The sequence below is a fragment of the Ferrimonas senticii DSM 18821 genome, from assembly GCF_000422665.1.
Classification (GTDB): domain Bacteria; phylum Pseudomonadota; class Gammaproteobacteria; order Enterobacterales; family Shewanellaceae; genus Ferrimonas; species Ferrimonas senticii.
Genome location: NZ_KE383898.1, coordinates 14,488 through 32,023, shown reverse-complemented (window position 1 = coordinate 32,023; position 17,536 = coordinate 14,488). Strand labels below are relative to the sequence as shown.

Here is a 17,536-nt window from a genome sequence, read left to right as displayed (position 1 = left end):
TGAATTACTGCGGTCTTTATTATCCAAAGCGGACGATTACTGCTTAGATGCAGCAGCTACCTGAGCAGCTACTTCAGCAGCGAAGTCTACTTCTTCACGCTCGATGCCTTCGCCAACTTCCATACGTACGAAGTTAACTACTTCTGCACCGTGCTGCTTCAGCAGCTGAGCAACGGTGATGGATGGGTCTTTAACGAAAGCCTGACCGGTCAGAGAGATCTCACCGGTGAACTTGCGCATACGGCCTTCAACCATCTTTTCTGCGATCTCTTTTGGCTTGCCAGAGTTGATTGCGATTTCAACTTGGATTTCGCGCTCTTTAGCAACCACTTCTTCAGAAACGTCAGACTCGCGAACGAACTGTGGAGAACAAGCAGCTACGTGCATAGCGATGTCTTTAGCCAGCTCTTCGGTACCGCCGTTCAGAATCGCTACTACACCGATCTTACGACCGTGGATGTAAGCACCGATGGTGTTGCCTTCAACGATTTCAACACGACGTACAGCCATGTTTTCGCCGATCTTAGCAACCAGCTCAGCACGTACGGTTTCAACGTCGGAACCGTTCATTGGCGCAGCGCGCAGTGCTTCGATGTCGGTGATCTTGCCAGCCAGAGCGATGTCAGCAATGCCGTTCGCCATAGCTTGGAAAGAAGCGTCCATAGCTACGAAGTCAGTCTCACAGTTAACTTCAACCATGGCAGCAACACCAGCTTCTTGCTTGATGATTACCACGCCTTCAGCAGCAACACGGCCAGCTTTCTTAGCCGCTTTTGCCAGACCAGACTTACGCATGTCTTCGATAGCCAGCTCGATGTCGCCGTTCGCTTCAACCAGGGCTTTCTTACAATCCATCATGCCAGCGCCAGTGCGCTCGCGTAGCTCTTTAACCAGAGCAGCAGTAACTGCCATTGTCATATTCCTCTAGACAGGAGTCTTAACTTAGAAAACAGGGGCCACAAAGGGCCCCCGCTTTAACCAAATAACACTTGGTTAGTTGGGGAAGGGCCTAACACCCCACCCAATTATTCAGCTTCTACGAAACCGTCTTCAGCTTGAACAACTACGTCTTGGTTGCGGCCGTCTTTAACAGCTTGAGCAACAGCAGAGGTGTACAGCTGGATAGCACGGATCGCGTCATCGTTACCAGGAACGATGTAGTCAACGCCATCTGGGTTGGTGTTGGTATCAACGATAGCAACAACTGGAATGCCCAGGTTGTTCGCTTCTTTGATTGCGATGTGCTCGTGGTCAGCGCCGATAACGAACATTACGTCTGGCAGGCCGCCCATGTCTTTGATACCGCCCAGAGACTTGTCCAGTTTAGCCATTTCGCGAGTACGCATCAGGGCTTCTTTCTTGGTCATCTTCTCGAAGGTGCCATCTTGAGACTGGATTTCCAGCTCTTTCAGACGCTTGATAGATTGACGAACGGTCTTCCAGTTGGTCAGCATGCCGCCCAACCAGCGGTTGTCTACGAAGTACTGGTCGCAAGACTGAGCAGCTTCACGAACCGCAGCACCAGCAGCGCGCTTGGTACCAACGAACAGAACTTTACCGTTCTTAGAAGCGATGTTCTCGATGAAAGCCAGAGCTTCGTTCATCATTGGAACAGTGTGCTCCAGGTTGATGATGTGAACGCGGTTACGAGCGCCGAAGATGAATGGCTTCATCTTTGGGTTCCAGTAACGGGTCTGGTGACCGAAGTGAACACCAGCTTTCAGCATGTCGCGCATGGAAACAGTAGCCATGATTACCTCTATGGGGTTAAGCCTCCACATACTCCATAATCCGACCCATAGCAGCGACGTTTAAAACGTGCTTGGGGCACCCCGAATCATGTGTCAGTACGTGTGTGGTTTATAAAATGAATTTAACGATATAATGACCGCCTTTGCGTCCTAACCGGCGCCTCGCCATAATGGCGGGGAAACTGGCTGGGCAGACAGTCGGCGCGCAAATTACCACAAGCCGCCGCGAAGCTCAATCTGTCGACCTCAATTAGCCCAGCAAAACCGAATTTAAGAGTAGCCCAATGAGTATTGTCATCAAGACCCCAGAACAGATCGAAAAGATGCGCGTAGTTGGCCGTTTGGCTGGTGAAGTATTGGAGATGATCGGCCCGTACGTACAAAAGGGCGTGACCACCGATGAGCTCAACCAAATCATGCATGACCACATCACCAAGGTGCAAAAGGCGATCCCGGCACCGCTGAACTACCACGGTTTCCCAAAGTCCACCTGCATCTCCATCAACGAAGTGGTCTGCCACGGCATCCCTGGGCATAAGAAGCTCAAAGAGGGTGATATCGTCAACATCGACGTCACCGTCATCAAAGATGGCTACCATGGCGACACTTCAAAAATGTTTATCGTGGGTCAAACCACGCCGCGCAACAAAAAGCTGGTCGAGGTGACTCAGCAGTCGTTGTATGCCGCGATTAAGATGCTTAAGCCTGGCGTGTGTTTGTCGGACATCGGCGGCACCATCCAGCCTATCGCAGAACGTGAAGGGTTCTCGGTAGTACGCGATTTTTGTGGTCACGGTATCGGCGAAGGCTTCCATGAAGAGCCGCAAATCGTTCACTACAAAAACAAAGCACGTCTGGCGTTGAAAGCGGGCATGATCTTCACCATCGAACCAATGATCAACGCCGGCGATTACCGCTGCAAAGTCAGCAAAAAAGATGGCTGGACTGCGACCACCAAAGATGGCCAACCATCCGCGCAATTCGAGCACACCTTGCTGATCACCGAAGATGGCTGTGAAGTGCTGACTTGGCGTGCCGAAGAAGCCGAACAACTGCCACAGATCATCAAGCACAGCTAAGCGCTACCTGCGCCCACCCGAGGTACCACAATCATGGAACACCGGCAACGGATCGCCGCCTGTCGCGCCCGTCAAACTGAACTGGATCAACAACAGCTAGCGCAGTTTCAGCAAGGCCAAGCGATTGGGGTATTGTTGGCGGAGCGCGCGGTCGTCATCGACCAGCTGCTAAGCGACTTTTGGCACGACAGCGGCCTTAATGATCATCCGCTGACGTTAGTCGCCGTTGGTGGCTATGGCCGTGGCGAATTGCACCCGCGCTCCGACATTGACCTGCTGATCCTTACCAGCGAGCAGATCTGTGCTGCTCAAGAACAAGGGTTAAGTGAATTTCTGACCGCCCTGTGGGACGCCAAATTGGAGATCGGCCACAGCGTCCGTTCCGTGGCGGAAACCATGCGCCAAGCCAGCGACGATGTCACCATCGCCACTAATTTACTTGAATCCCGAGTTATCAGTGGCGACAACGCCCTTTATCAACAGCTGACTGAAGCCCTGAGTGACCGCCAATTTTGGCCATCATCGGCATTTTTTAAAGCCAAATTTGATGAACAAAAAGGCCGCCATAAAAAGGCCACACCATTTGATCTTGAGCCCAACCTAAAATCCTGCCCTGGCGGTCTGCGCGATATTCAAACCGTGACTTGGGTGGCACTGCGTCACTTTAATGCCACCTGCCTGGCCGAGTTAGTTAGCCATCACTATCTGACCCGCGAAGAGCTGGAAGAACTGAATGCCTGTCGCGATTTCCTGTGGCGCTTGCGCTTTGCCCTGCATCAGGTGTCGGGCCGTTCCGAAGACCGGTTGTTGTTTGATTACCAGCGCGACGTTGCCTTGCTGATGGGCTATCAAGACGGTGAGCAGCTTAAAGCGGTCGAACAGTTGATGAAGCGCTTCTACCGCACTGTGCGGGCCGTGCGGGAACTGAACCAGATGTTGCTGCTGCTGTTCCGGCAGACACTGGGCGATAAAGCGATGCCGGCGCCCGAGCCAATCTGCGAACACTTCTATCGCCGTGGCAAATACATCGAAGCGCGCCACAATGGGGTGTTCGATGACCCACAAAACATTCTTAAGTTGTTTGTCGCCTTGGCAATGCATCCAGAGCTGCGGATTGTCTCCGCCTCGACCTTGCGGCTGCTGCGTAATGCCCGTCGCAAATTGAAGCAACCGTTGGCGGAAGATGCCGCCAATCGCAAACAATTCATGGCGATTTTACGCCATGGTAATGGCATTAAAGCGCTGTCACTGATGCACCGCCACGGCATCATGGGGGCCTACCTCAAGCCATGGCAGCATATTGCTGGACAGATGCAGTTTGACCTGTTTCATGCCTATACCGTTGATGAACATACCCATCGACTGCTGCAATTTATCCAGAAATTCGCCGACCCCGAGCACAAAGAGATCTTTCCGCTTGGCAGCGTCCTAATCGAACAGTTGCCAAAAAAAGGCTTACTGGTACTGGCAGCCATCTTCCATGACATCGGCAAAGGTCGCGGTGGCGATCACAGCGACATCGGCGCCGAAGAAGCGCGATTGTTCTGTCAGCAACACAACATGAACGAGCATGATGGCCGTTTAGTCGCGTGGTTGGTGCAGCATCACTTGCTGATGTCGGTCACCGCCCAGCGCCGTGACATTACCGATCCGGATGAGATTGAAAAATTTGCTCAGGTGGTCAAAGACCAAAACCAGTTGGCCTACCTGTACTGTTTGACGGTTGCCGATATCTGTGCCACCAACGACAAATTGTGGAACAACTGGAAAGGCTCACTGCTGCGAGAGCTTTACCACACCACGCGTGACCGCTTAAATGCGGGGATGGCGATCCCGGTGGATAGCCGCGCTCGGATCCGCGAACATCAAGCCAAAGCGCGCAAACAATTGCTTCGCCAGGGGTTCGTTGATGATGAGATCGACACCTTATGGCACCGTTTTAGCGCCGATTACTTTCTGCGCTTTAATGCCCAACAGATCCAACAGCACAGTGAATGCCTGCTAGCACAACAGATCCCCGATTATCTGGTGGAGATCCACCCAGAGCACAGCCGTGGTGGCACCGAGCTGTTTATCTATGCCCACGACACCCAAGGATTGTTTACCCGCATCTTAACGGTACTCGACGCTAAGCAGGTGCTGGTGCATGATGCCCAGATCTTTACCACCAAAGATGGCTTTGCCCTTGATAGCTTTATCATTCACGAGCACGATGGCACGCCAATCCAAAACCCATCGCGGATCGCCAGCATTCGTAAAAGTTTGCTGCAAGCGCTGACCCGCGAACAAACGCCGACACGGCCGAAGCGGGCACTGCCACGGCGGCTGCGATCGTTTAACGTTCCGACTCGGGTTGGTTTTTTGCCGTCACAGCGCAAAAACAGCAGCATGATTGAACTGGTCACCCTCGACCGCCCCGGTTTGTTGGCTCATATCGGCGAAATTTTTGAACAATGTGATGTGGTGGTAAAAGCCGCCAAAATCACCACCGTCGGCGAAAAAGCGGAGGATTTCTTCCAACTGTCCAATCCCGGCGGTACAGCCCTATCCAGTGAAGCGGAACAACGGCTTCACAGCGCCCTGATTGAGGCGTTAACTCTTCAACCAACTAATTAGGAGTGTCATCCATGACCGAACTGCAACAACGCATTGAAGCGGCGTTTGAACAACGCGCCGAACTGACTCCAGCCAACGCCCCCGCCGAGCTGGCGGCCGATGTAAAACATGTGCTGGCAATGCTGGACAGCGGTGAAGCGCGCGTGGCACAGAAAGTTGATGGTCAGTGGGTCGTTAACGAATGGCTGAAAAAAGCGGTACTGCTGTCGTTCCGTTTGTTCGACAACCAAGTGATAGAAGGCAGCGAGACCAAGTACTTCGACAAAGTACCGCTGAAGTTTGCTAATTACGACGAAGCGCGCTTCCGCGCTGAAGGCATGCGTGTAGTACCGCCAGCGACCGTACGCCAAGGCGCCTTTATCGCTAAAAACACCGTGCTGATGCCATCTTACGTCAACATCGGCGCGTACGTGGACGAAGGCACCATGGTTGATACTTGGGCGACTGTTGGCTCTTGTGCTCAGATCGGTAAGAACGTACACCTGTCAGGCGGCGTTGGCATCGGTGGCGTACTGGAGCCACTGCAAGCTTCACCAACCATCATCGAAGACAACTGCTTTATCGGCGCCCGCTCTGAAGTGGTAGAAGGCGTTATCGTTGAAGAAGGCTCAGTGATCTCAATGGGCGTTTACATCGGCCAATCCACCCGCATCTTCGATCGTGAAACTGGCGAAGTGAGCTACGGCCGCATCCCAGCCGGTTCAGTTGTGGTATCCGGCAGCCTGCCATCCAAGTGCGGTACCTACAGCCTGTACGCTGCGGTTATCGTTAAGAAAGTGGATGCCAAGACTCGTTCTAAAGTTGGCATCAACGAACTGCTGCGTCAAGCGGAAGCTCAAGAGCAGTAATCAGTTAACAGTGATTCGTGGTTAGTTAAGAGCACCAGCTCAGAAGACTGAGCTACTGTCATAGCAAAGCCCAGCTAGGTTAACCTAGCTGGGCTTTTTGCTTTTACTAATCGCTGTTAATTACGGACTAATAACTGCCCCTAAGCTCTTACTGATAGCTGTTGACTACAAACTGACAACTAATAGAGCGTTAAAACTGGCTTTCCGGCATCGCCATCAGGCTATCCATCCCCGCCAATGCCGCTGCTTTGTGGGTTTGGGCCCGTGGCAGCAATCGCGCAAAATAAAACGCAGCGGTATGCAGCTTCGCTAGATAGAAATCGGCCTCATCAGTGCCAGCATCCAGTTGCTGCTGCGCCACTATCGCCATCTTCAGCCACATGTGCCCCATCACCACATAACCGCAGTACATCAGGTAATCTACCGAAGCGGCCCCTACCTCCAGCGGATTGGCTGCGGCCTTCGCAGCCACGGTTTTGGTGATGGTCTGCAGCTCTTGCAGATGGCCCCCCAAGCTTTGCGCATAAGCCGCCAACGATGGCACTCGGCCGGCTTCGGCCAAAATCTGCTGTAAATCCTGTCCAACCGCTTCGAGCAATTTGCCCTGCGAACCCAGCACTTTACGACCGAGCAGATCCAGCGCTTGAATGCCGGTAGTGCCTTCGTACAAAGTACAAATGCGGGTGTCACGAGCCAACTGCTCCATCCCCCACTCTTTAATAAAACCGTGGCCGCCGTACACCTGAATGCCATAGCTGGTGGCCTCTTGCGCTACTTCGGTCATAAAGGCTTTAAGAATTGGGGTCAGCAGTGCCAACTTTGCATCCGCCACTTGTTTGGCTTCGCCTTGGCCGTACAGGGTTAGATCCGCCAATTGCATGCAGTGCAGCACCAACGCCCGACCGCCTTCGGCGAAGGCTTTTTGAGTCAGCAACATCCGCCGCACATCAGGGTGATGAATAATGGTATCGGCAGCGGCATTGGGATTCTTCACCCCATCCATAGCCCGGAACTGCGTACGCTCTTTGGCATAGCTCAGCGCCCCTTGATAGGCCGCCTCACACGCTGACAGCCCTTCTACGCCAACGCCAATACGGGCGACGTTCATAAAGGTAAACATCGCATTCAGGCCGCGGTTAGGTTCACCAATCAGATAGCCCTTGGCATCGTCAAAATTGATCACGCAGGTCGCCGAGCCATTAATGCCCATCTTATGTTCAATCGAGCCACAGTGCACACCATTACGTCCCGCCAGTTCACCTTCTTCATCAACATTAAACTTAGGTACCACGAACAGCGAAATGCCTTTGGTGCCCGCCGGCGCATCCGGTAACCGCGCAATTACGATATGAACAATGTTGTCGGACAGATCGTGCTCACCGGCGGAAATAAAGATCTTGGTACCGTTAAGGCGATAACTGCCATCGTCATTTGGCTCAGCTTTGGTTTTCAACATCCCCAAATCGGAACCACAATGGGGTTCGGTTAAGCACATGGTGCCGGTCCACGTGCCCTCAACCAATTTAGGTAAGTAGTTATTCTTTAACGTTTCTGGGGCATATTCGCGGATAGTCTCAATGCAACCTTGGGTGAGTCCGGGGTACATCGCCCAAGCGTGGTTGGCCGACGAATTCCACTCCGATACCATCCCGGCCAACGAGTAAGGCAAACCTTGACCACCAAACTCTAACTCATGAGTCATCCCCGGCCAGCCACTCTCGACGTACTGCTGATACGCTTCTTTAAAACCCGCCGGGGTAGTCACCACGCCCTCATCAAACTGACAACCGGCATCGCCATTAGCGTCAATCGGCAACAGCACATTTTCGGCAAATTTGGCCGATTCGGCAAAGATCGCCTGCACCATATCAGGGCTGGCTTCATCAAAGCCAAGGGTTTGATAGTGCTGTTCAAAGCCCAGCAACTCTTTCATCACAAACAGGGTATCGCGCTGAGGCGCTTGATAGTGTCGCATCGGTTGTCCCTTACGTCGTTGCTACAAATTGCCCCAGTGTTGCATGGCGCTATTGGCAACCAAACAGCCAAAAACGCCAAACCTAAGTGGCATTGATGCCATCGTTTTTATCGGCGTGTTGGCCGCCTTTAAGGGCTTGTTGCAGCAGGCCGCTGATCCGCTCGGCCTGCGGTCCCAGCACAATCTGCACCCCTTCGCCATAAACCAGCACCCCTTTAGCGCCAAGGATAGTCAGTGCTTCTTTGTCGATAAGTTCGGGCTGATGCAGCGACAGCCGAAGCCGCGTTAAACAAGCGTCAACACTCTTCAAGTTTTGCGCGCCGCCCAGTGCCAGCAACAATGGCTCAAGGTGCTTATCACCTAACGATTTCGGTGGTCGACGGTTGCGTCCCGGCGTCGGCAGATCAAGGGCAACGATAATGCTGCGAAATACCACGTAGTAAATCAGTGCAAACAGCGGCCCTAACCACAGCAGTTGCTGCAAGTTGTCCGCCAAATGGAAATAGAGCAGAAAATCGATAAGCCCGTGAGAGAACACGATGCCGTGGTGCAGCTCAACCCAATTGGCAAGGATGTAGGCCAGTCCGGTCAGCAACGCGTGAATGGTAAACAACAACGGTGAGATAAATAGAAAGGCAAATTCGATCGGCTCAGTCACCCCAGTCAACCAACTGGTTAATGCCGCCGACAACATTATCGATGCCGTCTGTTTGCGCTGACGCGGTTCGGCGCTGCGCCAAATCGCCAACGCCGCTGCAGGCAATCCAAACATTTTGATCAAATAGCCGCCGGCCAGATGGCCAGCATTGGCATCGCCAGCTAAGAAGCGATTCACTTCACCGTGGATCAGTTGCCCATTGGCCGCACTAAAAGAGCCGACTTCATACATAAAGGGCAGATTCCAGATGTGATGCAGCCCCAATGGGATCAGTAACCGTTCGCCAGCGCCATAGATCCCCCACGCCAGCAGCGGCCGCTGATACAAAGTCCAATCGGTGAATTGAGCCAGCAGCTGCTGCAACAGTGGCCACAGCAGTGCCATCACAATCCCGACCACCATTCCAGCAAGAATGTTGATCAACGGCACAAACCGCCGCCCAGCAAAAAAAGCAAACAGCTCTGGCAAGCGGATCTGATGAAATTCACGATAAACCCAACTGGTGACGATGCCGATCAGCACCCCGCCGAGCACCCCAGTATTGAGGGTGTTAAAGCCAAAAATATCGGTGGTTTCCCAGCCATAATGCTGAGCTAAGGTTGCCATTGCCGCCAACTTAGCCGCAAACCCGGTCAGTGCCGCCAAGGCAGCCGTACCATCTTGATGACAAAAGGTCAGTGCTACGGCAACGGCAAACATCAGTGGCAGCAGGGTGAAAATCGCCTCCCCCGTGGCAAACAGCAGTGAAGCCAACAGCGGTGACGGAAGACCAGATTGTGCCAGCCCTAACAGCAACCCTGCCATCGGTAGCACCGCCACTGGGACCATCAGCGCCTTGCCCATCCGCTGCATGCGGTGGAACAGCTTACTGCGCATAACGCTAACCTAAGAGGTCGAGTCGGCAGAGGGCTGGCGTGACAATGCCGCCAACCAGTTTTGCAGCCACTCTAACGCGGGTATCTCCGGTTCCATGGTTTCACAAGCGTCAATCTGTAGCGGCTCGCCAACCCGTTTCGCCCCCAGCTCAGCAAGCAACTGATCAAACTGACGCCCGCCACCGCAAAAGGTTTCGCCATAGCTGCTGTCACCAAGGGCGATAACGCCGTAGTGGCTTTGTGGCAGTAGTGGGAAACGATCTTTAAGGGCAAAGAACAGCGGCGCGATATTATCCGGAAGATCGCCGGCGCCGGTGGTTGAACAGATCACCAGCAACACTTGGCCATTGAGCGCAGCTGAGTCTTGTTCAGTTAACTCCGCCAGCCAACTAACCTGGTGGCCCGCAGCCAGCAGCACTGCCTCTACTTGTTCGGCAACGTACTCCGCGCCGCCATAAACCGAACCGACAATCAAACGAATATTTAGCATCAAAGTAACCGCTTAGCTACACCTGTAGCGAAAGTTACTCTATGCTTCTGCCACGCGCAATCTTTGCCCAATGGCCTGTCCTCTATTGGGCACATCCGCGATTTGAGAGGTCCCATGCAGCAACGTAGTCACCGCCGCCGGCAGATCCACTTAAAAGTGCACCACAAGCGACGGGTGCGTCGTAACCTGTTCTTCGTTACTGAACAGCGGGAACAAGGGCCAGTCGCCCGCGGCGCCAGTTAGCTCGGCGACGATTACCAGCCCATCGCCGCAAAGGGTTGTTGCCAATCGTCCTCAAGCTCGGTTTCCAGCAACAACGACTCACCGGTAACCGGATGGGTTAGGCTCATCGACATGCAGATCAGCCATAAGCGCTGCATCGCAAACCGGTCTCGGAACAGTTGGTTTTGATGACGGCAGCCGTGGGTAGTATCACCCACAATCGGATGACGCAGGTGCGCCATATGGCGGCGCAACTGATGCTTGCGGCCGGTGATCGGTTTAAGTTCCATTAACGTGTAACGAGCACAGGGATAACGACTGACTGGAAACGGCATCTCACCTTGGCGCAGCGGCTGATAGTGAGTCATCGCTTCCTGCGCCGGCTTGTCTTGGTCGGCAAACTTATCGGCAATCCGATCCAGTTCCTGTTTCAGCGGATAATCAAGCTCTCCGCCCTCATCCACAAAACCACGGCAAAGGGCAAAATAGCGTTTATCGACTTGGTGATTGGCAAACTGCTCACTCAGACTGCGGGCCACCTCGGACGATTTAGCAAACAGCAATACCCCTGAGGTCGGACGATCCAGTCGGTGCACGGTATATACGTGACAGCCAATCTGATCGCGGGTCATCTGCATCGCAAATTCAGTTTCTTTGCGTGCCAACCAACTGCGATGCACCAACAACCCTGCCGGTTTATGGATCGCCACCAGATGCGCATCTTCAAATAATATCTTCAGCAGTCGCTGCGGTGCGACTGCAGCGGCGTCGGCCACATCAATTTCCACGGGGTTCGCTCCCACTTAATAAACGATCAAATTCAGCCAAGTGTGCAATCAGTGTCTGACAATCCGGATTGGCACCAAACACGTACTCGGCCATCGGGGCGATGGCCACTGCCGTTGGCAGCGCTGCCCCGCTATCCAGTAGCGCTTGCATCCGTGGCAGCAACACAAACTGTAGCCACTGTTCAAACGGCATGCTGTCGCAACAAAACGGGGCGGTGCTCGCCAACGCCTCAGCACTCGGCGGGGTAGTTTGCCAGCGACCGCACTGGCGCAGTTGTTGTTCAATTTGGGTTAGCGAATTTTGCACCAAGGCATTCATTGATGACTCCACGGTTAACGCTGGGCGGCGGATGATAGCATCTTGCGCAATCCGACCCTATCAATACTGAAAGTGCTATACTGCGGCGATTTTTTTAGCTGCTGTGAGTCCAACGATGGCCGACATCACCACCCTTGACCAGTTTCTGTCGCTCGCCGGCACCCAATATCGTGTCTTCGATCTTGGCCGCCGCGTAACGCCACTGGCCAGCGAACAATTTGCCCAATTTGAGCAAGGCAGACTGCCTTACCCATTCCCTCGTGCGGGTCACGCATGGATCGGGATTTTGTTCTGGGATCCAACCATCGCAATGCAGCACTACGTGTGGTTTTTAAAGCTGCCGTTGGATGAACAAGGGCTGATCAACCCTGCCGCTCGCAATCAATTTTTACAGTTGGTGATTGAAGCTCTCGGTAACGATGTCACCGGCGACATCAGCGAACAGCAACAACAGCGACTGGCATCTAACCCATTCATCTTTGCCCCAACCGACGAAAAGATGGCGGTATTTAACGCTCGCGTACGACTGGCACTGGCGCAGCCCGCCAGCGTTCACTTTGAAGCGGTGCAAGAATACATTGCCGGTCAGCGAGGCTGGGATAATTGGCAACATCTGGGCTTGCAGGGATTAGCGGATTACTGTTGCCGTTTGACCAGTAGTGACGCCGCGCAATTGGCGATGGCACTGCCACAACTGCCAGCAGAGGCATTTAATGCCTTAATCAGCGTGGCCGAACACTTTGAACTGCCAGAATCTGTCGCTCAGGTATTACGCCGGCGGGCAGCGGTTGCTGAAGACGAAGCGCAAATGCTGATGGCACTGCGCGGCCTCGCCGGTAACCCTTCGCAGTTAACCCCAGCGTTAACCGAACTGCTGCAGCAGCCACTGTCTGCCGATGCACTGATCACCATCAGTGCTCGATTATGGCTAGGACTGGATCACAGCAACGTCAACGCGTTCTTACAGCAACTTGCCGAGCACCCTGGAAACCTATTTAATCAGCTGTATCTGGATCTGGTGGCCCAGCCCAATACTCGCCCTTGGGTGCTGGCCGCATTGCGAGATCCGAATCGAAGCGAACAACTTACTGCGGCGATCTCCCAGTTGATGAACGCCATCCGAGGCTAGTACCGAATGTTGAACTTGTTTGACCTGCTGCTGTTAATGAGCTGCGCCGCTGTTGGCATGCTGTTTTGGCAACTGCGCCCGATATCTGAAGGGGCCACATTGCACGCGTATCGTTTGTGTCAGCAGCGTCGCTTGCAATTTTTGAATGTCGCCCGCACCAAAGCCCGCCTCGGCAAAGTCGCGGGGTCAGGATTAGGCTGGCACTGTGAATATCAGCTGGAGTTTAGCACCGATGGCATCAATCATCTCAAAGCCACGCTGCATTTCAGCGGCCGCAAGTTAACCGACATTAAGATGCCGCTGTACCCCGAACCAGATTGGCAACAAGCGCCAAGCGCGCAGGGGCGGATCAGCGTTGGTGGTGGTTGTGGCGGCGGAAGCAGCAGTTGTGGCAGCAACAAACGCGGCTGTGGCAGCTGTTAATTCTCTTAGCGCTGTGCCAGCCTCGCGACAACAACTGATCTAGCCAGCCCCCATTAACACTGAATAAAAAACGCAGCAGGTCTGCGTTTTTGTTGGCTAGTGATCGCCAAGCCGATTGCCTGCGTATTTTATACCGACAAAAAAGAACCGCAACAGCGTAGCCGTTGCGGTTCGGGTCTTACTTTAACGCCAACATTCCTATGTTGAATTGGTGCTCCCTGCATCATCCATGCGTACTATTGCGTCCTGCAACATTCCCTAAGCCTATCCATCGGCTTCCGTGTACTCCCGCATCCGCGTCCTGCTCTTATCAATCCATGATAAGGGTCATCGTGATAATTCCATTACCGTTCCGTGATGACTGATACGCTCAACGTACTGGCTTCCATTCCACGACTACTGTTCCTGTAATCGATCACTCTTCGTCCTGAAGATGTCCTTAGCTCGTCCTTGAAACAGTGATTGCCACCAAATCCGTTGGTGAAGCAATCGCAATCCATGTTCCCGTTGACGTAAGTAAGTGTAGCGAAACCACAACAGGCGGCAAGTCGATGTCACAGGTTAAAATCTACACAGTAGACACTGGCAACTTACGAATTCGATTCAAGTTACTGTAAAAAAAGGACATTTGTCCCAAATGCACAAAATGTTAACGGCCACTATGGGCAATCTCTTACATCAACTAAAGAATTGGTATAAGCACCTATATTCGGATCTCTATCCGAGGCTTTGCTAGCACAATCAACGTCATCGCTACTGGGCAGCGGACAAAAAAGTTGGGCCGCAACCAAAGGTTGCGGCCCAGCAGCGCTTGTTAAGCTATCCGGCTTAAATTTTCGCCAATCCCTGGCCCATCCTTGCGTTAGTATGCAGTCCCTGCATCATCCCTAGCTGCATCCTGCAGCTTCCGTGTACCTTAGTACTTACCATCCTGGTAGAAAGCCAATCCGAGCTTCCAACCCTGCAATAGGGGTCCTTGAGTTCGGTGCTGGTTGGGTAACTCCACTCCCTGTAGAGGTCACTCTCGCAGCGACGCTGCCTTTAACACCAACTCCCTGTCGAATGCGTCTAGCAGTGCCTGTTCCGAACAAACGCTATTTTAAGGTTTTGCCTTGGACACACAAGCCCTCATGTAAATAAATACACCACCAAATGTTAGCGAAAGTTTGCGGACATCTGGGTAACATTCTGATTTATATAAGAACAAAGATAATTCAGCGTAACATTCCGCCAATCAAGCAAGGTTTTAGGCGCACAACAGTAGTGGACAATGTCTTACAGATTGCAATAGTAAAGTCGCAACACTAACCGCCATAAACGAAAACGGTCGCCGTCACATCTGCTTCATTTACTTGAAAAATTGGCAAAAAACCATGACGCCTAAACCACGGAAAAAGTTCCGGTCGATATACCAAAGTGGCGATTTTCTCAACCCGGTTCACTGCTGCCTGCTGTTGCACCATCGGCAACAACTGCTCGGCAAAACCGTGATGCTGATAGCTTGGTGCAACTGCAATAAACTGCAGCAACCAGCTCGATTGCAGCTGATACTGGTCAATCACCGCCTGCTCTCGCGCCATCCACTGGCGCGCCGGTTTCCAACCCGAACCCAGTGCCATTTTTAAGCGCCAGTTCCAAAATCGTGTCTGTCCCAGCGGATAATGTTGATCGAGCAAACAAGCCACGGCGATCAAACTGTCGCCGGCAAAGATCCCAAACAACGGTTGTTGCCGCTGCCATAATTCATGCAGTTCTTCTCTTAACGCCGCCCGCAAACGCTGGGAATAGTCATCCTGCGGCAACACCGCTTTAAAAAAGGGGTCGTCGTGATACGCGTTAAGCAACACCGAATTGGCCAACCGTAAATCGTCGGCACGTAACGGCCGCAAAGTCGCAGAGTCGAGTAATGCCTGATCCATCAGTAAACTCACCTGTTAGTTAAAGTGCCACTATCAACCTTCGTCCAACATCCCCCACTCTGCCACTTAATTGCAACGATTAACCGCTACAACTTATTGATTGCGCTGCTAAGCGCCACATCGCCCCAACCGGCAACCTTACCGTCCTTCAAAACCAACGGGGTACACTCATCTTTACTGGTTTCGCCATCACTGCTGCGGTGCTGGGTACGAAAATAGAGCACTTGAATCGCGCCCGCATCGGTTTGCACCATCTCGTTAAAGTCTGCCGTCCCCATAATCGAAAAGACTTGCCGTTGAGTCATTCCCACTTCAACTAATTCTAATTGTTGCCGGTTTTGCTTTTCGATTTTGCTCCACGGGGTATTGTCGGCGTCCCAATCGCCGTCATTAACCGATATAACACAGCCGCTCAAACCTAGCGCCAATGTGGCAGCTGCCAGCACCCCTTGAAGCCACTTTGCATCTATCACTGTTGCCATTTTTATCTCCTTATAATGCTAACTGAAGTCACCAACAGATTGGTTCACCATCACTAAGCCAAACCTGTGCCAAGTTTTAATCTCGATTTAAATCATAAAGTTAACTTAAAGCACTCGCGACTCAGTAGTAACTATTACAAACTACTGGGGAAATTCACTAACGGATAGCTCAATGGACGCCGAACTCTACAATGCCTTGCAACAGATCGTTGCCGAAGGCAAAAAACCAACCCTAGCGCTTTTGAAAAACCGCACCGCCGGGATGCCGTTGCCACAACTGATTGATGCGTTAAAGCGCTTTAGTGCCAACCCGGATAACATTCAAGTCAGCGCTCACCAGCGCCAACAATCAGCAGCCTCGCCTATCGAGCAGATACAACAACAGATGGCGCAGATGGCGCAGCAGATCGAGTTGCTGCAACAGCAAGTTAGCGAACTGCAGCAACAATTGGCTAAATCGATAGAGTAAGTTGCGGATAGCCACGGCACCGCTATACTCGCTCGCCTTAAATTCGCTTAGGTTCGCTCTGTATGTATCTTCTGGAAATTCGCTTTGAATGTTTTGCCGACACCACCTTGACCGCCGTTGAGCGGGCGATCAATGGCTTGATGGAGGCATGGCGCCACAACGGCCAATTGCTCGGTCGGGAGTTTCCGCTAGTGCAACAAGGGGCAGAATTTTCGATGCGGGCGATGAGCCCAGAAACCGACAGCTTGAATCCCCAATTTAACTCCGACTGGGGCAACCGTTGCTTAGAAGCCTTAAGCGAGGCCAAACTGCTGCGGCCACGAGTAAAGCTGCTGGGGCGGGATATTAATTCCGAGGCCAGCGCCGAAGCGCTGCCGGAAAACTGGCAGGTGCTGTACACCACCTACGTCCATAGCTGTTCACCGCTGCGCGATGGCGATAGCCTGATGCCGGTACCACTGTATCGGTTGCCGGCCACCTTTAATGGCGATCACAAAGCCTTGGTGAAATGGCAAACCGAATGGCAAGCCTGCGATGAATTGCAGATGGCCGGCAGCGGCGCGGTGGAGTTTGCGGCGTTAAATGAGATCACCCAAGTCGATTCGGTGTTGTTCCGCCGCGGCTGGGATCTGCGTGGTCGCATCGAATACCATACCCAAGTACCGACCTACTACTACCTGTATCGGGTTGGCGGAGACAGCATCGAGCAAGAGCGTGCTCGCCCTTGCCCTCGCTGTGGCAACCCTGATTGGGCGCTAGCAGAGCCGTTGCACGAGCTATTCCACTTTAAGTGTGATCACTGCCGGTTGGTCTCCAACCTGTCTTGGGATCTGCTTAACTAACCGCGCTTCTTCGGCAACAAGTGCGCCAGCATCGCCTGCAACCGCTGGCGCAGCCCCACCGCTTCTGGCAGCGGCTCCTCCACCACAACCTCAGGGATCTCCACCCGTGGGCTAAGGCGATCAAGAAATTGGTGCAGCGTCGGCGCCAATTGATGCTGGGGCAGCTGCCCAGGAACTTCCAGCCAGACGCTACCATCTTGGTTATCCAGCACAATCATCTGCTCGCCTTGACCAAGCAACCCAATAAACAGCGTCGCTGGCTGCTTTAGCTTTTGCTTCATCAGCAAATGGCCAATCAGGTTCTGCTGTAAGCGTTGCAAGTCATCCTCGTTCCACACCTGCAATAGCTCGCCATCGCCAAAATCACTGCTGAAGAACAACGCCCCACCAAAGCCGGCACCATAAAAATCATTCAGGCTTGGGTGCAGTTGCAGCTCAAGCGCGCTAGCTACATTTTCAAAGCTGATCCGAGGTTTGTTCTCCAGCAACGGTTGCCAACGCCAGAACGACAGGCCATCGGGATGTTCGGCGGTTTTGGCTGGCCCATCCTCAGCATGCGAGGTCAACGGTAAGCCTTGAGTTTCGGCCAGCCAATGCTGTTGATAACGGTGATGGAATTGATGAAGGGCGGTTGCGGACATGAGTTTCAAA

At 53.0% G+C, this 17,536-nt stretch carries 18 protein-coding genes; 8 read left to right on the top strand and 10 right to left on the bottom strand.

The window, feature by feature from the left end; translation table 11 throughout:
• Positions 1-36 precede the first annotated feature (36 nt).
• Both tsf and rpsB read right to left on the bottom strand, forming a co-directional pair.
• On the bottom strand, positions 37-912 hold the full coding sequence (tsf, locus tag G506_RS0113350; protein ID WP_028117288.1) for a translation elongation factor Ts: 876 nt from the start codon (positions 910-912) through the stop codon (positions 37-39).
• A gap of 113 nt (positions 913-1,025) precedes the next feature.
• Positions 1,026-1,751: a 30S ribosomal protein S2 gene (gene rpsB / locus G506_RS0113345; RefSeq protein ID WP_028117287.1), complete on the bottom strand. Its 726-nt coding sequence runs from the start codon at positions 1,749-1,751 to the stop codon at positions 1,026-1,028.
• A 284-nt stretch (positions 1,752-2,035) separates the two neighbouring features.
• Between rpsB and map the strand changes: the two genes are divergently transcribed.
• Genes map through dapD form a run of 3 tightly spaced genes read left to right on the top strand, consistent with a single transcriptional unit; the run spans position 2,036 to position 6,294 of the window.
• Positions 2,036-2,830 carry a type I methionyl aminopeptidase gene (map, locus tag G506_RS0113340; RefSeq protein WP_028117286.1) on the top strand — a complete coding sequence of 265 codons (795 nt, stop codon included), beginning with the start codon at positions 2,036-2,038 and terminating at the stop codon, positions 2,828-2,830.
• A gap of 33 nt (positions 2,831-2,863) precedes the next feature.
• Positions 2,864-5,446: a [protein-PII] uridylyltransferase gene (glnD, locus tag G506_RS0113335; protein ID WP_035387354.1), complete on the top strand. Its 2,583-nt coding sequence runs from the start codon at positions 2,864-2,866 to the stop codon at positions 5,444-5,446.
• Positions 5,447-5,457: 11 nt separating this feature from the next.
• A complete protein-coding gene (gene dapD / locus G506_RS0113330; RefSeq protein ID WP_028117284.1) occupies positions 5,458-6,294 on the top strand; it encodes a 2,3,4,5-tetrahydropyridine-2,6-dicarboxylate N-succinyltransferase in 837 nt (278 codons plus the stop codon).
• A gap of 190 nt (positions 6,295-6,484) precedes the next feature.
• Here dapD and G506_RS0113325 read toward each other — a convergent pair whose 3' ends face one another.
• The 3 genes from G506_RS0113325 to G506_RS0113315 form a co-directional block, all read right to left on the bottom strand.
• Positions 6,485-8,269 (bottom strand): acyl-CoA dehydrogenase C-terminal domain-containing protein, encoded by a 1,785-nt coding sequence (locus G506_RS0113325; RefSeq protein WP_028117283.1) that lies wholly within the window; start codon positions 8,267-8,269, stop codon positions 6,485-6,487.
• Positions 8,270-8,351: 82 nt separating this feature from the next.
• A complete protein-coding gene (locus G506_RS19760; RefSeq protein WP_051202129.1) occupies positions 8,352-9,803 on the bottom strand; it encodes a PTS transporter subunit EIIC in 1,452 nt (483 codons plus the stop codon).
• A gap of 9 nt (positions 9,804-9,812) precedes the next feature.
• Positions 9,813-10,292 carry a flavodoxin gene (locus G506_RS0113315; RefSeq protein WP_028117282.1) on the bottom strand — a complete coding sequence of 160 codons (480 nt, stop codon included), beginning with the start codon at positions 10,290-10,292 and terminating at the stop codon, positions 9,813-9,815.
• A gap of 114 nt (positions 10,293-10,406) precedes the next feature.
• Here G506_RS0113315 and G506_RS21260 point away from each other — a divergent pair, with 114 nt between their 5' ends.
• The gene (locus tag G506_RS21260; RefSeq protein ID WP_276197669.1) at positions 10,407-10,535 is read left to right on the top strand and encodes a hypothetical protein; all 129 of its coding nucleotides are present in this window, start codon (positions 10,407-10,409) and stop codon (positions 10,533-10,535) included.
• An 11-nt stretch (positions 10,536-10,546) separates the two neighbouring features.
• On the opposite strand, the gene truC is transcribed toward G506_RS21260, so the two are convergent.
• Together truC and G506_RS0113300 are read right to left on the bottom strand one after the other, a co-directional pair.
• Entirely contained in the window at positions 10,547-11,302 is a 756-nt protein-coding gene (gene truC / locus G506_RS0113305) for a tRNA pseudouridine(65) synthase TruC (RefSeq protein ID WP_240473428.1), read from the bottom strand.
• Positions 11,292-11,621 (bottom strand): YqcC family protein, encoded by a 330-nt coding sequence (locus tag G506_RS0113300; RefSeq protein WP_028117280.1) that lies wholly within the window; start codon positions 11,619-11,621, stop codon positions 11,292-11,294. Before G506_RS0113300 ends, truC begins: the two co-directional genes overlap by 11 nt.
• Positions 11,622-11,736: 115 nt before the next feature.
• On the opposite strand from G506_RS0113300, the gene G506_RS0113295 reads away from it, so the two are divergent.
• The gene (locus G506_RS0113295) at positions 11,737-12,750 is read left to right on the top strand and encodes a DUF3549 family protein (protein ID WP_028117279.1); all 1,014 of its coding nucleotides are present in this window, start codon (positions 11,737-11,739) and stop codon (positions 12,748-12,750) included.
• A 6-nt stretch (positions 12,751-12,756) separates the two neighbouring features.
• Entirely contained in the window at positions 12,757-13,173 is a 417-nt protein-coding gene (locus tag G506_RS0113290; protein WP_028117278.1) for a DUF3301 domain-containing protein, read from the top strand.
• A 1,304-nt stretch (positions 13,174-14,477) separates the two neighbouring features.
• Here G506_RS0113290 and G506_RS19755 read toward each other — a convergent pair.
• On the bottom strand, positions 14,478-15,092 hold the full coding sequence (locus G506_RS19755) for a GNAT family N-acetyltransferase (RefSeq protein WP_051202128.1): 615 nt from the start codon (positions 15,090-15,092) through the stop codon (positions 14,478-14,480).
• 86 nt (positions 15,093-15,178) lie between these two features.
• A complete protein-coding gene (locus G506_RS0113280) occupies positions 15,179-15,574 on the bottom strand; it encodes a DUF3192 domain-containing protein (RefSeq protein WP_051202127.1) in 396 nt (131 codons plus the stop codon).
• A 172-nt stretch (positions 15,575-15,746) separates the two neighbouring features.
• Here G506_RS0113280 and G506_RS0113275 point away from each other — a divergent pair, with 172 nt between their 5' ends.
• Positions 15,747-16,043, top strand: coding sequence for a hypothetical protein (locus G506_RS0113275; protein ID WP_028117276.1), 297 nt, complete (start codon positions 15,747-15,749; stop codon positions 16,041-16,043).
• 62 nt (positions 16,044-16,105) lie between these two features.
• Positions 16,106-16,885 carry a Zn-ribbon-containing protein gene (locus G506_RS0113270; RefSeq protein ID WP_028117275.1) on the top strand — a complete coding sequence of 260 codons (780 nt, stop codon included), beginning with the start codon at positions 16,106-16,108 and terminating at the stop codon, positions 16,883-16,885.
• Here G506_RS0113270 and syd read toward each other — a convergent pair.
• Entirely contained in the window at positions 16,882-17,526 is a 645-nt protein-coding gene (gene syd, locus G506_RS0113265; RefSeq protein ID WP_035387353.1) for a SecY-interacting protein, read from the bottom strand. The two genes, G506_RS0113270 and syd, sit on opposite strands and share 4 nt — an antisense overlap.
• Between the last annotated feature and the right edge of the window lie 10 nt (positions 17,527-17,536).

Excerpts from the sequence above, each read along its gene's own strand:
- dapD (WP_028117284.1), top strand. The coding sequence starts at position 5,458 with ATGACCGAACTGCAACAACGCATTGAAGCGGCGTTTGAACAACGCGCC.
- G506_RS0113275 (WP_028117276.1), top strand. The coding sequence starts at position 15,747 with ATGGACGCCGAACTCTACAATGCCTTGCAACAGATCGTTGCCGAAGGC.
- G506_RS0113315 (WP_028117282.1), bottom strand. The coding sequence starts at position 10,292 with ATGCTAAATATTCGTTTGATTGTCGGTTCGGTTTATGGCGGCGCGGAG.
- rpsB (WP_028117287.1), bottom strand. The coding sequence starts at position 1,751 with ATGGCTACTGTTTCCATGCGCGACATGCTGAAAGCTGGTGTTCACTTC.
- G506_RS0113280 (WP_051202127.1), bottom strand. The coding sequence starts at position 15,574 with ATGGCAACAGTGATAGATGCAAAGTGGCTTCAAGGGGTGCTGGCAGCT.
- G506_RS0113295 (WP_028117279.1), top strand. The coding sequence starts at position 11,737 with ATGGCCGACATCACCACCCTTGACCAGTTTCTGTCGCTCGCCGGCACC.
- tsf (WP_028117288.1), bottom strand. The coding sequence starts at position 912 with ATGGCAGTTACTGCTGCTCTGGTTAAAGAGCTACGCGAGCGCACTGGC.
- G506_RS19755 (WP_051202128.1), bottom strand. The coding sequence starts at position 15,092 with ATGGATCAGGCATTACTCGACTCTGCGACTTTGCGGCCGTTACGTGCC.
- syd (WP_035387353.1), bottom strand. The coding sequence starts at position 17,526 with ATGTCCGCAACCGCCCTTCATCAATTCCATCACCGTTATCAACAGCAT.
- G506_RS0113325 (WP_028117283.1), bottom strand. The coding sequence starts at position 8,269 with ATGCGACACTATCAAGCGCCTCAGCGCGATACCCTGTTTGTGATGAAA.
- map (WP_028117286.1), top strand. The coding sequence starts at position 2,036 with ATGAGTATTGTCATCAAGACCCCAGAACAGATCGAAAAGATGCGCGTA.
- G506_RS21260 (WP_276197669.1), top strand. The coding sequence starts at position 10,407 with ATGCAGCAACGTAGTCACCGCCGCCGGCAGATCCACTTAAAAGTGCAC.
- G506_RS0113290 (WP_028117278.1), top strand. The coding sequence starts at position 12,757 with ATGTTGAACTTGTTTGACCTGCTGCTGTTAATGAGCTGCGCCGCTGTT.
- G506_RS0113270 (WP_028117275.1), top strand. The coding sequence starts at position 16,106 with ATGTATCTTCTGGAAATTCGCTTTGAATGTTTTGCCGACACCACCTTG.
- glnD (WP_035387354.1), top strand. The coding sequence starts at position 2,864 with ATGGAACACCGGCAACGGATCGCCGCCTGTCGCGCCCGTCAAACTGAA.
- G506_RS0113300 (WP_028117280.1), bottom strand. The coding sequence starts at position 11,621 with ATGAATGCCTTGGTGCAAAATTCGCTAACCCAAATTGAACAACAACTG.
- G506_RS19760 (WP_051202129.1), bottom strand. The coding sequence starts at position 9,803 with ATGCGCAGTAAGCTGTTCCACCGCATGCAGCGGATGGGCAAGGCGCTG.